Source organism: Kitasatospora sp. NPDC086791 (assembly GCF_040685975.1).
GTDB lineage: Bacteria > Actinomycetota > Actinomycetes > Streptomycetales > Streptomycetaceae > Kitasatospora.
Genome location: NZ_JBFBOC010000002.1, coordinates 139,425 through 154,776, shown reverse-complemented (window position 1 = coordinate 154,776; position 15,352 = coordinate 139,425). Strand labels below are relative to the sequence as shown.

Here is a 15,352-nt window from a genome sequence, read left to right as displayed (position 1 = left end):
TGAGGGAGGCGGGCGACCGCCCGGGGAACAGCGCAACCGTCCGTGAGGACGAGAGAGCAGAGCACGCACATGCCCACCCGTTGGCTCCCGGCCGCGGCCGCCGTGGCCGTCGCCGCCTGGGGCGCGAACCAGTTCACCGCCCTGGCCACCGTGTACCGGGCGCGCACCGACTGGTCGCCGCTGTCGCTGGCCGCCATGTTCTCGGTCTACCTGGTCGGGCTGGTCCCCGGTCTGCTGCTGGGCCGCGCCGCCGCCGACCGTTACGGCCGTCGACGGGTGGTGCGCGGCGCGCTGGTGCTGTCCGCCGCCGCGAGCGCCGTCCTGGCCGTGGCGGACGAGCCGGCCGTGTTCGCCGCCCGTTCGGCCACCGGTTTCGCCGCCGGTCTGGTGTTCCTGGCCGGGGCGGCGTGGCTGCGGGAGTTGTCCGGCCCGTCCGTGCCGCCCGCGGTCACGGCCCGTCGCGCGGTGTACGCCACCGGGGCCGGTTTCTCGGCGGGCGCGCTGGCCTCCGGGGTGCTCGCCGAGTGGCTGCCCGACCCGATGGCGCTGCCCGCGCTCGCCCATGCACTCGGCTGCCTGCTGGTGCTGCGTGCCACCCGCCGCCTGCCGGACACCGCACCGGATCTCGGCGTGAGTCCGAGCCCGAGCCCGAGCCCGCACCCGATCCCTCGGGCCGGGTGGGGCGACGGGCACCGCACGGCCGTCCGGCACCCCCGCTTCCGCTACGTCGTCCTTCCCGCCAGCCCCGCCGTGCTCGGCTCCGCCACGGTGGCGTACGTCGTGCTGCCGCCGCTGGTCGCCGACCGCGTCCCCGGCCACGCGCCGCTGTTCGGCGGCCTGGTGGCGGCGCTCACGCTCGCCGCGGGCGTGGTCGCCCAGCCCTTCGCGGCCCGGCTGGACGACCACGGCAGCGCCCGGGCCACCCTCACCGCGATGGCCACGGTGATCGCCGGGCTGCTGCTCGGCGCCCTGGCCGCCGAGCGCGACTCGGTGGGACTGGTGCTCGCGGCCGCCGTCGTCCTCGGCACCGGGTACGGGCTGACGCTCGGCGCGGGGCTGCACGAGGTGGAACGGCTGACGCGCGCGCCCTCCGGGCCGGTCGGCCGGGTCGGCCAAGTCGGCCCGGTCGGCCCGACCGCGGCCTCCCTCTACCAGAGCACCACCTCCAGCGGCTTCCTCACCCCGCTGCTGTTCGCCGGAACGGCCGGTCACGTCTCCTGCCCGGCGCTGCTGACCGGCATGGCCGCGGTGGGCGTGCTCTGCCTGGCCGTCACGGCCGCGCACAGCCGCCGTCACCTGCCCGAACCGGCCCTCGCGGCGCAGCTCACCCGCCGGACGCGCGAGGATTCACTCGTAGAGTCCGCCACCATCCCGCCGAGGAGCCGACGACCATGGGCCGAGTGACCGTTCCGCGCAGAGTGCTGCGCCTGCGCCAGGGCACGCCCACGCACCGCCCCGACACCCTGGCCGCCGAGGAGCCGATGGAGATCCGGGTCGGCGGGCGCCCGCTGACGGTGACCATGCGCACCCCCGGCAACGACTTCGACCTGGCGGCCGGCTTCCTGGTCAGCGAGGGCGTGCTGCACGCCGCCGACCAGGTGGCGGGGATCCGCTACTGCGCCGGTGCCACCGCCGACGGCGGCAACACCTACAACGTCGTGGACGTCGTCCTCGCCCCCGGGGTGCCCGCGCCCGACGCCTCGTTGGAGCGCAACTTCTACACCACCTCCTCCTGCGGCCTGTGCGGCAAGGCCAGCCTGGACGCGGTGCGCACCACCGCGCCCTGGAGCGTCGCCGGGGACGGGCTGCGCGTCACCCCCGCGCTGCTCTCCGCCCTGCCCGACCGGCTGCGCGCCGCCCAGAAGGTCTTCGACAGCACCGGCGGCCTGCACGCGGCCGGCCTGTTCGACACCGACGGGCGGCTGCTCTGCCTGCGCGAGGACGTCGGCCGGCACAACGCCGTGGACAAGGTGGTCGGGCACGCCCTGCGCGAGGGCCTGCTGCCGGCCCGCGGCACGGTGCTGATGGTCAGCGGCCGGGCGTCCTTCGAGCTGGTGCAGAAGGCCGTGATGGCGGGCATCCCGATGCTCGCGGCGGTCTCCGCACCCTCCTCGCTGGCCGTGGACCTGGCCGAGGAGACCGGCCTGACCCTGGTCGGCTTCCTGCGCGGCGACTCGATGAACGTGTACACCCGCACCGACCGCCTGGACACCGGTGCCGGCACCGGAACCGGTGCTGATGCTGGCGCTGGCGCTGGTGCCGGCGCCGACGGGGGGACCGGGACGACGGGGGCGGAGACGGCCGACACCAGCGCGCCGGAGGCCGGGTAGATGCTCTTCCGCCAGCTCGAATACCTCGTCGCCCTCGCCCGGGAGCGCCACTTCTCCCGCGCCGCCCAGGCCTGCCACGTCTCCCAGCCCGCCCTCTCCGAGGCCGTCCGCAAGCTGGAGGACGAGCTGGAGGTGCTGCTGGTCCGACGCGGCCGCGCCTACCAGGGCCTGACCCCGGAGGGCGAGCGGATCGTGCTGTGGGCGCAGCGGATCCTGGCCGACCGGGACGCCCTGCGGGACGAGGTGGACGCGCTGCGCACCGGTCTGAGCGGACGGTTGCGGATCGGTTCGGTGCCGACGGCCTCGGGCGCCGTCCCACTGCTCACCGGACCGCTCTGCGCCGCCCACCCGCTGGCCACCGTGGAACTGTCCACCGACCTGCGGTCCGAGGAACTCCTGCGCCAGGTAAGGAACTTCGAGATCGACGCGGGCATCACCTACCTGCCCGGGCCGGGCGCCGACGACCTGCGCACGCTCCCCCTGTACGAGGAGCGCTACGTCCTGCTGACCAGCCTGGCCGACGGGCCGGCCCGCCACCCGAGGGCGACCTGGGCGGAGGCCTCCCGGCTGCCGCTGTGCCTGCTGCACACGGGCATGCAGGGCCGGCGGGTGCTGGACGAGGTGTTCGCGGGCCTCGGGCTGGAGCCGACCCCGCGGGTCGAGACGGACTCGGTGGCCTCGCTGTTCGCGCACGTGCGGACCGGGCACTGGGCGAGCGTCGTGCCGTACGCCTGGCTGCACGTGTTCGGGGTGCCGCCCGGCATGCAGGCCGTCCTGCTGGTGGAGCCGGTGCACAGCGCGCCGATCGGCCTGGTGATCGCGGCCCGGGAGCCGGGGTCGGTGATGGCCCGCGCGCTGCTGGACGTCGCCCGGCGGACGGATGTCGCCGCCGTGCTCGGCAGCCTGCCGGGGGCGTAGCCGCTCGTCGCGCAGGGCCGGCCGGTCCGTCGGGCGGCCGCGCCGCCGGGTAGCGGCACGGCCGGTCGGCTCAGTCGGTCGGCTGGGGCGTCCAGCGGTGCAGGCCCTTGCGGTCGTAGTAGCGGGTCATGCCGAAGCCGAACAGCAGGGCCAGCACCACGCCGATGGCGATCATGATCCAGCCCCGGGCCAGCCCGGCGTCGGCCCGGGCGTCGAAGAACAGGATCGCCCTGATGCCGTCGCTGAGCTGGCGCATCGGCTCGAAGACGCTCAGGAAGCGGTAGAAGCCGGGCACCGCCTGCAGCGGGACGGTCGCTCCGGAGGAGGGCAGGGCCAGCGCGATGAAGACGAACATCGACACCAGCTGCCCGATGCCGCCGAACGCGGCGTTGATCGCCTGCACCCCGAGGCCGACGGCGAGGCTGGCGCAGTAGGTGAAGAGCCAGAGCATCGGCTGGTGCGGGGCGTCCATGCCGAGGACGCCGACCGCGCCGAACATCACCAGGGAGGTGGTGATCAGCATGATCCCGGCCGTCATGATCATCTTGAGCAGCAGGGTCTGGGTGCGGTTGATCGGGACGGTCGGGCGACGGGTGTGCCAGGGGCCGATCTCGCTGTCGCTGTAGCCGAGCGCGCCGTCGACACCGTTGTGGATGATGTTGCCGCCGATGAAGCCGGTCAGCACGGCCAGCAGGGTGAAGTAGAAGGCGCTCAGGCCGAGCCCACTGTGACTGCCGATCGGGTGGCCGACCTGGGTGGCGACGGCGAACGGGTCGGCGAGCAGCAGACGCGCGGTGGCGCCGGCGTCCGGGCCCGGGGTGGTCGCGGGCGGGACGGCGGCGAGCAGTTCCCGGCCGGCCGCCTGGGAGGCCTGGTGGGCGGCGTTCTGGGCGATCTGCGCGGCCATCGAGGAGCCGAGGCTGCCCAGGCCGGGGTTGGTCAGCACGGTCACGGTCGGCCGCGCGGTGGCGCCGCCGGTGACCAGCGCGGTGACGGAGTCGGTGAAGTCCTCGGGAACGACCAGCGCGCCGTACACCTTGCCGGAGGCGAGTTGCTCGCGCACCCCGGCCTCGTCCACCTGCCGCCAGTCGACGGTGCTGTCGGGCGTGCCGGCCACGATCGCCTTGGCCAGCTGGGTGCCGAGGTTCGCCGGTTGCCCGGGCGGCGGCGCGCCCCGGTCCGCGTTCACCAGGGCGATGGGGAGCCGGTGCAGGTGCCCGGTCGGGTTGACGATTCCGCCCATGTAGAGCAGCGAGAGCACGACGGCCAGCAGGCCGCACAGGACGGTCGGGAAGAGCCACAGCTTCGGGTGCCGGGCGAGCGCCAGTGCTCGTGCCTGCCGGGGAGCCTCCTGGGAACCTTCGGTCGCCATGCCACCCCTCGGGTCCGGGCCCGGCCTGGTGCCGCTGCCGGTACGGCGGGAAGTCGTTCCGTGGCGGCCGGACGGTCAAACCCGCGTCACCCGGGTGGGCGCAGCCCGGGCGGCGCACCGCGGCACCGCGGCACCGCTCGACGGAAAGGTAAAGGTTTAACCAAGTGCGCAAGTATCGGCCTTCGCCGGGGCTAAGCTCTGACGAGTTGGGGTGAACCGGTGGTCGCGTCGCGCGGACCGGTGAACTCCTTGCCGCGTCGATGACTCGCACCACGGGGTGCGCCGGCCGGGAGGAGGCGAGAGACATGGAATGCAGTAGTCCGGGCCACAGTTGCCCCTACCCCCGCTTGCCCTCGCACACCTCCGGCACGCGGTAACGACCTTCCCTGCTCGTCGCTCTGACGACGCGTCGATCCAGCACGCGGCTTCGCCATGCCCGTTCGCGCGCCATGAGGCGCGCTCATGGTCGAGCTCATGAGACTTGCTCATGGGTTGGCCCATGAGCCGCGCTCATGGGACCGGTTCATGAGACCTGCTCATGGCCCGGCCTCATGAGGCGCACGCATGAGCGCGACTCATGAGCACGTCTCATGAGGCCACCCCATGAGAGCACCTCATGACCGGCGGACCGCCGCGCGCCGATGCGTCGCGCCCACCTGCGGGGAAGCACTGCCGCGCGCCTCCGACCCGCCCCGCCCGCACGGGGCCCATGGGAGGAACTCATGACCACGCATGCCACCCTCGACCCCACGGTGTCGACGCCCCGCCCGGCGGTCCTCGACGACGCCCACGTCGGCGACATCAAGGGCGCGTTCGGCACCGTCCGCCTCGATGACACCGCGCCGCGCCGGGGACTGTCGGCCCGGTTGAAGACCCTGCTCGCGATCGTCGGGCCCGGACTGATCGTGATGGTCGGCGACAACGATGCCGGCGCCTTCTCGACCTACGGGCAGGCGGGCCAGAACTACGGCACCCAGCTGCTGTGGACGCTGCTGATGCTGGTCCCGGTGCTGTACGTGAACCAGGAGATGGTGCTGCGCCTGGGCGCGGTCACCGGGGTCGGGCACGCCCGGCTGATCCTGGAACGGTTCGGCAGGTTCTGGGGCGCGTTCAGCGTGATCGACCTGTTCCTGCTGAACGCGCTGACGCTGGTGACGGAGTTCATCGGGGTGACGCTCGCGGCGGGCTACCTGGGACTGCCCAAGGCGGCCTCGGTGGTGCTGGCCGCGACGATCATCGTCGCCTCCGCGTTCACCGGCTCGTTCCGGCGCTTCGAGCGGGTCGCGGTGACGCTGTGCGTCGGCTCGCTGCTGCTGGTGCCGATCTACCTCCTGGTCCACCCGAAGACCTCGCAGATGGCACACGACTTCGTGACGCCCACCGTGCCCGGCGGCTCGGGGCAGCTCGCCGCCGTGATGCTGGTGATCATCTCGATCGTCGGCACCACCGTCGCCCCCTGGCAGCTGTTCTTCCAGCAGTCGTACGTCATCGACAAGCGGATCACCCCGCGCTTCATGACCTACGAGAAGGCCGACCTGTGGATCGGCATCGTGATCGTGATCGTCGGCGCGGCCGCCATGACGGGCTTCACCGCCGCCGCGTTCGCCGGCACCGACGGCTTCGGGCAGTTCTCGGACGCGGCCGCCGTGGCCCGGGGCATCGAGGCCAAGGCGGGGCACGTCGCCGGGGTGCTGTTCGCGATCGCGCTGCTGGACGCCTCGATCATCGGCGCGTTCGCCGTCTCGCTCTCCACCGCGTACGCGATCGGAGACGTGTTCGGCATCAAGCACTCGCTGCACCGCGGGGTGAAGGGCGCCAAGGGCTTCTACGGGGTCTACGCGGGCCTGGTGGTCGCGGCCGCGGCGATCACCCTGCTGTCCACCGACTACACGCAGGGCCTGATGACGCAGTTCGTGCAGGTGCTGGCCGGGGTGCTGCTGCCCTCCGCGACCGTCTTCCTGCTGCTGCTCTGCAACGACAGGGCGGTGCTCGGCCCCTGGGTGAACGGTCCCAGGACCAACGCCTTCACCTCGGCGGTGGTCGGCGTCCTGGTGACGCTCTCGATGGTCCTCACCGCGGCCGTGGTCTGGCCGGACATCAGCTCCGAGGCGATCCTCTGGATCATGGCCGGCTGCGGCGTCGCCGGCGTCCTGGTCGCCGGGTACTCCTTCACCTCCGGCCGCACGGCCACCAAGGAGGACCCCGTCGACCGCACCGGCCGCGCGGACTGGCGGATGCCCCCGCTGGAGACCCTGGAGAAGCCGGTCCTGTCCACCGCCCGCAAGGTCGGCATGGGCGCCCTGCGGGCCTATCTGCTGGTGGCGATGGTGATGGTGATCATCAAGATCATCCAGACCGCGCTGAGCCACTGAGCCATTGGGTTCGGGTCGTCGGGCTCCCGCCCGCGACCACCCGCGCCGCCCCGCGCCCTGTCCGCCGCCCGCCGCCCGCCGCCGCCCGCCATCAGCGACAGCCGCCGAACCGTCACGGAGGTGACCTGCCATGACCATCGTCGCCGCTTTCCGACCCGACCGTCCGTCCACCGACCGGGGCCGGCCCCGCGCCGTCCTCGCCGCCCTCACCGCCGTCGGCCGACGGCTGGCAGCGAGCCCGCTGGACAACACCGTCCTCCAGGCCACCGCCGCACCGGCAATCGCCCCGACCGGCGCCCCGACCCGCGGCCCGGCGGGCGGGCACGCGGGCAGCCGCCGCACGAGCGGGATGCGGGCCCGCTGGCGGACCGCCACCGCCCCGGACGGGACCACGCGGCTGGAGGCCACCTGGCACCCCGCCCGCTGACCGACCCGCCCCGTCCCGCCCCCAACCCATCGAGGGAGCATCGCCATGGTCGTACGCCGTCCCAGGCTCGACGCCGTCTTCTCCGATCACGCCCCCGCCCCGGTCCGGCGCACCGCGGCCACCGGCACCGCAACCATCGTCACCGGCGCTGGCACCGGCTCCGGCACCGCCACCGGGACCGGCCTCGTGGTGGACACCGAGCAGCGGACCGTCATCGTCGACGGCCACCCGCTCACACCGCTGCCCTACCTGGAGTTCGAACTGCTCGCACACCTGGTCGGCAACCCGCTGCGGGTGCATTCGCGCCGCCAGTTGATGGAGGCGGTCTGGGGCCGCCCGGACACCGGTGAGAGCCGCACCGTCGCCACCCACATCGCCCGGATCCGCCGCAAGCTCGGCCCCGGACACCGGGAGGCGATCGCCACCGTCCGCCAGATCGGCTACAAGTACGACCCCCGGCTGGCCCGCGCCGCCTGAACGGCGTCGCCCGAGCACGCCCACTCCCGGTACCGCCGAAGGAGGACCCCGCCATGACCCGCACCGCCCTGTTCCCCCGGACTGCCCTGTTCTCCCGGAACGCCAGGCCTCCCCGGACCGGCAAGCCCCTCAGGACCGGCAAGCCTCCCCGGAGCGGCAGGGCGACCGCGCTGTCCGGTGTCCTGCTCGTGATCGCCCTCCAGTGCCTCGCCGTCGGCGTCGCGCCCGGCCCGCTGCGGCTCTTCCTGTCCGGCGCGCTCATCGGTGCCTCGGTCGCCGGACTGCTGCTCGCCCTGCTGCTGGCCACCAGCCGGCGGCGGGCGGGCGCGGCCGGCCGGGCGAACCAGCGGCGCGCACGGGACGCCCGGGACACACGGAACGCCTGCAACGCCCAGGAGGCCTGCGACGCGCGGGGCAGGACAACCGCGCCGGGCGACGACGACGCCCAGTGGTTCAGCGCCCGCTCGCTGGAGGGCTTCCCGATGGAGCAGGTCCGCCCGCTGCTGCTCGCCCCCGGCGCTCCCGGTCTGAACCGGCTCTACACGGCCTGGATGTTCGCCACCCACGGCCACGACCCGCACTGGATCGCCCACCACCTGGACCTGCCGACGCCGACCGCCCGGCTCCTGGTCACCGCCGCCCGGAACCGCCCCACGCCCGGGACGTAGAGGTCCATTTGCACACGGATGTACGAACGGAGCAGACTGCCGGGGTTTGCGCCGGAGGTACCACCATGACCCTGCCGAAGCCCGCCCCGGGCCCGAACCCGGACCCCGCCCGGGACCCGACCCCGGACCCGACCGCGGTCCTGACCCGGGGACCGCTGCCCGCCTCCGCCTCCCGCACGACCCATCACCCCGGCCACCCCGGCCGCCCCGCTCGCCCCCGCCGCCCCGCTCGCCCCGGCCACCTCGGCCGGGGGCTGTGGGTGGACGTGGTCGTCGCGGCCGCCGTCCTGGTCCTGCTCTACGCCGGACTGCGGCTCGGCCGGGACACCACCGTCCGGTTCGCCACCGCCCGGGACGCCGTCGTCGACACCGACCCCGCCCGGCTGCCGTACGACGCGGCCCGCACCCTGCTGCGGATGTTCGCCGCGCTCGCCGTCTCGATCGTCTTCACCTTCGGCTACGCCTACGCCGCCGCCCGCAGCCGCCGCCTGGAACGCGTGCTGATCCCGGCGCTGGACATCCTGCAGTCGGTGCCGGTGCTCGCCTTCCTGACCGTCGCGGTGACCGGCTTCCTGGCCCTCTTCCCCGGCTCGATGGTGGGCCTCGAATGCGCCGCCGTGTTCGCCATCTTCACCTCCCAGGCGTGGAACATGACCTTCGCGTTCTACCACGCGCTGGTCTCGCTGCCGCCCGAACTCGACGAACTGTCGCGCTCGTTCGGGTTCGGCCGGTGGATGCGGTTCTGGAAGGTCGAGCTGCCCTCCGGCATGATCGGCCTGGTCTGGAACGGCATGCTGAGCTTCGGCGGCGGCTGGTTCTTCCTGGTCGCCTCCGAGGCGATCAGCGTCGACGACCAGCGGTACGCGCTGCCCGGGGTCGGCTCGTACGCGGGCGCGGCCATCGCCGCCGGGGACCTCGGCCGGGTCGGCTGGGCGATCGCCACCATGGTCGTGCTGGTGGTCGGCGTCAACTTCCTCTTCTGGCGGCCGCTCACCGCCTGGGCCGAACGTTTCCGCAACGAGCAGTCCGAGGCCGCCTCGGTCCAGCGCTCCGTCGTCCTCGACCTGCTGCGCCGCTCGCACCTGCCCGCCCTGCTCGGCCGGGCGCTGCACCCCGTCGGGCAGGCGCTCAACCGGGCCGGACGGCTGTTCGGCACCGACCACGGCACCAGGCACCACGGCCACCCCGCCCACGCCGGCCACCCCGCCCGGCAGCGGACCGGGGACATCGTCTTCGCCGTCGTCGCGGGCGGCATCGTGCTCTGGGGCCTGGTCGACCTCGGCCGCTACCTCACCGACCGCACCGGCCTCGGCGTGTTCGGCGAACCGCTGCTGCTCGGCCTGGCCACCCTCGCCCGGGTCGTCGTCCTGCTCGTGGTGGCCACCGTCGTCTGGGTGCCGATCGGGGTGAAGATCGGCTTCTCGCCCCGGCTGACCAGGATCGCCCAGCCCGTCGTCCAGGTGCTGGCGAGCTTCCCGGCGAACTTCCTCTTCCCGCTGGCGGTCTGGCTGCTGCTGCGCACCGGCCTGTCGATCGACGTCGGCGGCATCCTGCTGATGGCCCTCGGCGCCCAGTGGTACGTCCTCTTCAACGCGATCGCCGGCGCCATGGCCATCCCCACCGACCTGCGCGAGGCCATGGACGACCTCGGCGTGCGCGGTCGGCAGCGCTGGCGCCGGCTGATCATCCCCGGCGTCTTCCCGGCGTACGTCACCGGTGGCATCACCGCCTCCGGCGGCGCCTGGAACGCCTCCATCGTCTCCGAGGTGGTCACCTTCGGCGGCACCACGCTCACCGCCACCGGCCTCGGCGCGTACATCGCCCGAGCCACCGAACGGGGCGACCACCCGCACCTGCTCGCCGGCGTGGCGGTGATGAGCCTGTACGTGGTCGCCCTCAACCGCCTGCTCTGGCGCCGGCTGTACCGGCTGGCCGAACGCCGCTACTCGCTCTAGTCCCGGAGAACCCCGCCGATGCGCCTCCCCTTCTCCCGTGCCGCCGCACCGACGGCCCGCCGGGCCGTTCCCACCCCGCCGCCCGAGGGCGACGAGGTGCTGCTGGAGGCCGTCGGCCTCACCAAGGCCTACGCCGGGGCCGACGGCGAACTGCCCGTGCTCTCCGGGATCGACCTCACCGTCCGCTCCGGCGAGATCGTCGCGCTGCTCGGCCGCTCCGGCTCCGGCAAGTCCACCCTGCTGCGCTGCCTGGCCGGGCTCCTGCCGCCCGGCTCCGGCACCGTCCGCTACCGCGGCACCCCGCTCACCGGCGCCAACCCCGGCACCGCGCTGGTCTTCCAGACCTTCGCCCTGCTGCCCTGGCTGACCGTCCGGCAGAACGTCGAACTCGGCCTGGAGGCACGCGGGGTACCGCCCCGCGAACGCGCCCGGGCCGCCGCCCAGGCCATCGACCTGATCGGCCTGACCGGCTTCGAGTCCGCCTACCCCCGCGAACTCTCCGGCGGCATGCGCCAACGGGTGGGCTTCGCCCGGGCGCTGGTCGTCGAGCCCGACGTGCTGCTGATGGACGAGCCGTTCTCCGCGCTCGACGTCCTCACCGCCGAACACCTGCGCGGCGAGCTGCTGGAGCTCTGGGACTCCGGCCAGTTCCCGACCCGGGCCGTCGTCCTGGTCACCCACAACATCGAGGAGGCGGTGCTGATGGCCGACCGCGTCGTCGTCCTCGGCACCCGCCCGCACGGCGTCATCCGGGAGACCGTCGAGGTCGGCCTGGAGCGGCCGCGCGACCGCGACTCCGCCGCCTTCGACGAACTGGTCGACCGGGTCTACCGGATCATGACCGGCCGTCCCAAGGACCCCCGCCCGACCGGCCGTTCCGGCGACGGTCCGTACGACGCCGGCGACGCCGACGGCATCAGTGGCGTCGGCGACATCAGCGACGCCGACGACGTCCACCGCCCCGAACGCCGTACGGTCGCCAACACCCCGCTGCCCACGGCCACGGTCGACGGGCTCTCCGGACTCGCCGCGATGATCGCCCACCGGGGCGGGCGCTGCGACCTCGTCGACCTCGCCGACGAACTCGGCCTCGACATCGACGACCTGCTCCCCCAGGTCGACGCCCTGGACCTGCTCGGCCTCGCCGCCGTCCACGGCGACGACCTGGTGCTCACCCCGGACGGCGCCGCCTTCGCCGACGCCGACCCGCAGGACGCCCGCGCCGTCTTCGCCGGTGCCGCCCTCGACGTCCCACTGATCAGGCTGATCACCAACAGCCTCGGCGACCGGCCCGGCGCCACCGTCCGCACCGGCTTCCTCCGCGACCTGCTCGCCCGCCACCACACCGGAGACCGGGCCGACCGGCAACTGGAGACCGCCACCGACTGGGGGCGCTACGCCGGGCTCTTCGCGTACGACGCCGACCGGCAGGAGTACCGGCTGGACCCGCCGCCCCCGGCCCGCTGAGGACTCAGCCGGCCTGGCCGGTCGCGGGACGGCGGCGCACCGCCCGGACGGCGCGGGCGAAGGGCTGCGGCGCGGTCGCCCCGGCCGGGGCCGAGCCGTCGTCGCCGCCGTCGCGGCGGGAGGGCAGGTCGTTGGCGATCAGCGCGGCCTCGGTGAGCAGGCCGCGCACCTCGGTGGCCCGGTAGAAGATCCGCGTCCCCTCCCGGCGCGCCACCACCAGCCCCGCCGCCCGCAGCTTCGCCAGGTGCTGCGAGGTCGCCGCCACGTGCGCCCCCAGCAGCTCGGCCAGCTCGCTCACCGGCAACTCCCGCCGGCTCAGCGCCCACAGCAGCCGGTACCGGGACGGGTCGGCCACCGCCTTCAGCACCGCCACCGCCCGCTCCGTCGCCTCGGAGTCCCAGGCCTCTTCGTCCGCACCACCCATACACCGATCGTACCGACGCCGCCCCGGCCCCACCTCGGCCCCGTCCGGACCCCGTCCGCACGAGAAGTCGGCCCCGCCGACTTCCTGCGCCCGCCCGCACACCCCCATACGTCCCGATGGCGGCGCCGGAGCAACCCCACCCCGGGTCCGGGCTCGGAGTCCCCGAGGACGGCTCAGCGCACGTCGACGGTGAAGTGCCGCTCGTCCTGGTCGGAAGCGCCCGGGTGGACGACGTGGTTGGGGCTGCGCAGGGTGATGGTGGCGCGGCCCGGGTCGGGGCCGGCCCGGAAGACGAAGTAGTAGCGGCCGCCGGAGCCCGCGGACCCGGTGGCGCCGAGGAGATCGCCGAGGCCGACGTTCTTCACGTACTCGTCGCCCACGGCCCGGACGGCGGCCGATTCGGCGGCCTGGTCGGGAGCCGGGTCCGCCAGCGTCCAGATCTGGCCGGTCACCCGGTGGGCGCCGACCTCGACGGAGAACAACTCACCCGGCTTGACAGCCAGTTCACCGGAGGTCGAGGTGAACACCGTGCCGTGGTCGAGCGTGCCGGTGGTCATCAGCTGGACCACCACCGCGCCCACCACCCCCGCGACGGCCAGCAGGGCGACCGCCGCGATCAGGATCCGACGCCACGTCACGCGCTCGCCTCCCGGTGGGTGACCGGCAGCGCCAGGACGGCGGGCGCGGACAGCCGCGGGGCGTCGTGGACGGCGTACGCGAGGTCGCCGGCGCCCCCGTCCTTCACCGCGCCCAGGTCCGGGCCGGCCGTGATCAGCTGGCCGCCCGCGTCCCCGAGCCTGTCCGGATGGGCGCTGGACCCCGCCCCGGCACCGTCGCCGCCCATGCGTCTTCCCCGATCGCCGCTCGCCCCTCCGTGGAACGGCGTTCAGCCTAGCGGCGGTTGGGCTGCCCGCCCCGGGCCTGAACACCGACGTGGAGGGGTGGTCGCACAACCCGCCCGATCTGCGCGGAACGGACACAGGATCCAGGGATTCCCTTGGGGAACCGCCCTGTTCGCGCGGGTTCCGAGGGAGGGGAACCGCCACGCTCACGGTTCAGCCGCTCAGCACTGCACGGGTCTCACCTTGTCCATGGCGAGGGGAAGCCGGTCCTCCGCCGCCGCACCGTCCCGCCGGACGGCCACCCGGTACTCGCCCTGGAGGCTTCGCGGTATGACGATCGTGTAGACGGTGCGGGGCACGCCCTCGGCCTCGATCGAGTACCACGTCCGGACCGGGAAGTCCCGGCCCTGGCAGGAGAGGTGATCGACGGTCTCGCCGCTGGCCATGCCGGACGCCGCCGTCGGCGTGCCGGTAGGCCTTCAGCCCCTCGAAGGCCGAGCGGCTCGCGCTGCCCGTGCTGCCGGAGGAGGACTTCCTCGCGAGCGTCGAGGGGCTGGTCCGCGCGGACGAGGCGTGGGTGCCGGGCTCCGGGGGCGAGGCGAGCCTCTACCTGCGGCCGTACATGTTCGCCTCGGAGGCCTTCCTCGGGGTGCGGCCCGCCGAGGAGGTCGTCTACCCGGTCATCGCGACCCCGGCCGGGCCGTACTTCTCCGGCGGGGTCACCGGCATCACGCTGTGGGTCAGCGGCCGGTACACCCGGGCCGGGCGGGGCGGCACGGGCGCGGCAAAGTGCGGCGGCAACTACGCCGCCGGCCTGGCGGCGCAGCTCGAGGCGCGGCGGCACGGCTGCGACCAGGTGCTGTTCCTGGACGACACCGGCGGCGAGGGCGGCCTGGAGGAGTCCGGCACGATGAACCTGTGCCTGGTCACTTCGGGCGGCGAGCTGGTCACCCCGGGGCTCGGCACCATCCTGGACGGCGTCACCCGGGACTCGGTCCTGACCCTGGCCACCGAGTTCGGCCTGACTCCGGTCGAACGCGCCGTCACCTTCGCCGAGTTGCGCGCCGGCGCCGCCGACGGCACCGTCACCGAGGTGTTCGCGGCCGGCACCGCGGCGGTGCTCACCCCGATCGTCGCGCTGAAGGGCGAGGGCCCGAACGGCGAGGGTCACGGGTTCACCATCGGCGGTGGTGCGCCCGGCAAGTACACGCTCGACATCCGCGGGCACCTGCTGGACATCCAGTACGGGCGTGCCGAGGACCGGTACGGCTGGCTGCGGCGGGTGGTCTGACCCCGGACCCGTCCCGATCCCGCCCTACCCCTTCTGTACGTCAACCCCGTTGACGTAGCCTGGGCGCATGGCCGACCGTGTGATCCCCGAACCGCAGCGGAGGCGCCGGCGCCCCACCAAGCAGGGCGTCGTCCTCTCCGCCGAGCTGATCGTCGACACCGCGATCCGGCTGATCGGACAGCACGGCGCCGACGCGCTCACCGTACGGCGGCTCGGGGCCGCGCTGGGCGCCGACCCGAGCGCGGTCTACCGCTACTTCCACAGCACCGACGACCTGCTGCTCGCCGTCGCCGACGAGCTCATCGGCCGCGCCCGGCAGGGCTGGCAGCCCACCGGCGACTGGCGGGCCGACCTGCGCGCCATGGGCCTGCGGATCCACGCCAGTTACCAGGCGCACCCGCAGGCCGCCCTGCTCGCCGCCCACCGGACCACCGGCCGCGTGCACGAGACCACCGCGGTCGAGGCCATCCTCGGCATCCTGCGCACCGCAGGCTTCCCGGACCGGGAGGCCGTCCGCCTCTACCACGCCTTCGTCGACCAGAGCCTCGGCTTCGCCGCCCTGGACGCCGCCGCGCTCGCCCTCCCCGCCGCCGCGGCGGCCGCCGACCTCCAGGTCTGGCAGGCCTCCTACGCCCGGCTCGACGCCGCCACCCACCCGAACATCGCCGCGACCGCCGAGCTGCTCACCACCGACATGCGCCGCAGCGGCTACCCGTACGCGCTGGACCTGCTCCTCGACGCGGCCGAGGCCCGCCTCCGAGCGTCCGCGGTCGAGGCGGCGGGCTGAGCCCGGGGCGCGACGCGGCGGG

General features: G+C 74.2%; 15 protein-coding genes and 1 pseudogene. 11 read left to right on the top strand and 5 right to left on the bottom strand.

All coding sequences use genetic code 11. The features are described from left to right. Positions 1-69 precede the first annotated feature (69 nt). From AB0Q99_RS04685 to AB0Q99_RS04675, 3 genes are read left to right on the top strand one after another with little or no spacing between them, the layout of a single operon-like run. Positions 70-1,404 carry an MFS transporter gene (locus AB0Q99_RS04685; protein ID WP_363568473.1) on the top strand — a complete coding sequence of 445 codons (1,335 nt, stop codon included), beginning with the start codon at positions 70-72 and terminating at the stop codon, positions 1,402-1,404. After that, positions 1,392-2,330 carry a formate dehydrogenase accessory sulfurtransferase FdhD gene (gene fdhD, locus AB0Q99_RS04680; protein ID WP_363568471.1) on the top strand — a complete coding sequence of 313 codons (939 nt, stop codon included), beginning with the start codon at positions 1,392-1,394 and terminating at the stop codon, positions 2,328-2,330. Before AB0Q99_RS04685 ends, fdhD begins: the two co-directional genes overlap by 13 nt. Then, on the top strand, positions 2,331-3,248 hold the full coding sequence (locus AB0Q99_RS04675; protein WP_363568469.1) for a LysR family transcriptional regulator: 918 nt from the start codon (positions 2,331-2,333) through the stop codon (positions 3,246-3,248). A gap of 70 nt (positions 3,249-3,318) precedes the next feature. Here the strand turns inward: AB0Q99_RS04675 and AB0Q99_RS04670 are convergent, their stop codons facing one another. Then, positions 3,319-4,620, bottom strand: a complete 1,302-nt coding sequence (locus AB0Q99_RS04670) for a DUF3533 domain-containing protein (RefSeq protein ID WP_363568467.1) — start codon at positions 4,618-4,620, stop codon at positions 3,319-3,321. Between the two features lie 722 nt (positions 4,621-5,342). On the opposite strand from AB0Q99_RS04670, the gene AB0Q99_RS04665 reads away from it, so the two are divergent. From AB0Q99_RS04665 to AB0Q99_RS04640, 6 genes are all read left to right on the top strand, one after another. Next, positions 5,343-6,992, top strand: coding sequence for an NRAMP family divalent metal transporter (locus AB0Q99_RS04665; RefSeq protein ID WP_363568466.1), 1,650 nt, complete (start codon positions 5,343-5,345; stop codon positions 6,990-6,992). A gap of 130 nt (positions 6,993-7,122) precedes the next feature. Then, positions 7,123-7,419 carry a hypothetical protein gene (locus AB0Q99_RS04660; RefSeq protein WP_363568464.1) on the top strand — a complete coding sequence of 99 codons (297 nt, stop codon included), beginning with the start codon at positions 7,123-7,125 and terminating at the stop codon, positions 7,417-7,419. 45 nt (positions 7,420-7,464) lie between these two features. Beyond that, complete coding sequence (locus AB0Q99_RS04655; RefSeq protein WP_363568463.1) at positions 7,465-7,896, top strand: winged helix-turn-helix domain-containing protein; 432 nt, start codon at positions 7,465-7,467, stop codon at positions 7,894-7,896. 53 nt (positions 7,897-7,949) lie between these two features. Next, positions 7,950-8,564 (top strand): hypothetical protein, encoded by a 615-nt coding sequence (locus AB0Q99_RS04650; RefSeq protein WP_363568461.1) that lies wholly within the window; start codon positions 7,950-7,952, stop codon positions 8,562-8,564. A 65-nt stretch (positions 8,565-8,629) separates the two neighbouring features. Next, a complete protein-coding gene (locus tag AB0Q99_RS04645; RefSeq protein ID WP_363568459.1) occupies positions 8,630-10,519 on the top strand; it encodes an ABC transporter permease subunit in 1,890 nt (629 codons plus the stop codon). A gap of 18 nt (positions 10,520-10,537) precedes the next feature. Continuing rightward, on the top strand, positions 10,538-11,986 hold the full coding sequence (locus AB0Q99_RS04640; protein ID WP_363568457.1) for a nitrate/sulfonate/bicarbonate ABC transporter ATP-binding protein: 1,449 nt from the start codon (positions 10,538-10,540) through the stop codon (positions 11,984-11,986). Between the two features lie 4 nt (positions 11,987-11,990). Here the strand turns inward: AB0Q99_RS04640 and AB0Q99_RS04635 are convergent, their stop codons facing one another. From AB0Q99_RS04635 to AB0Q99_RS04620, 4 genes are all read right to left on the bottom strand, one after another. Then, positions 11,991-12,410, bottom strand: a complete 420-nt coding sequence (locus AB0Q99_RS04635; RefSeq protein ID WP_363568455.1) for a metalloregulator ArsR/SmtB family transcription factor — start codon at positions 12,408-12,410, stop codon at positions 11,991-11,993. 173 nt (positions 12,411-12,583) lie between these two features. Beyond that, the gene (locus AB0Q99_RS04630) at positions 12,584-13,048 is read right to left on the bottom strand and encodes a hypothetical protein (RefSeq protein ID WP_363568453.1); all 465 of its coding nucleotides are present in this window, start codon (positions 13,046-13,048) and stop codon (positions 12,584-12,586) included. Then, entirely contained in the window at positions 13,045-13,254 is a 210-nt protein-coding gene (locus AB0Q99_RS04625) for a hypothetical protein (RefSeq protein WP_363568451.1), read from the bottom strand. The genes AB0Q99_RS04630 and AB0Q99_RS04625 overlap by 4 nt, the downstream gene beginning before the upstream one ends. A 219-nt stretch (positions 13,255-13,473) precedes the next feature. Next, positions 13,474-13,698, bottom strand: coding sequence for a hypothetical protein (locus AB0Q99_RS04620; RefSeq protein ID WP_363568450.1), 225 nt, complete (start codon positions 13,696-13,698; stop codon positions 13,474-13,476). 32 nt (positions 13,699-13,730) lie between these two features. Between AB0Q99_RS04620 and ilvE the strand changes: the two are divergent. Both ilvE and AB0Q99_RS04610 read left to right on the top strand, forming a co-directional pair. Further along, a pseudogene (ilvE, locus tag AB0Q99_RS04615) lies at positions 13,731-14,543 on the top strand (branched-chain-amino-acid transaminase); the annotation flags it as partial. 67 nt (positions 14,544-14,610) lie between these two features. Beyond that, a complete protein-coding gene (locus AB0Q99_RS04610; protein ID WP_363568448.1) occupies positions 14,611-15,330 on the top strand; it encodes a TetR/AcrR family transcriptional regulator in 720 nt (239 codons plus the stop codon). The last annotated feature ends 22 nt before the right edge of the window (positions 15,331-15,352 follow it).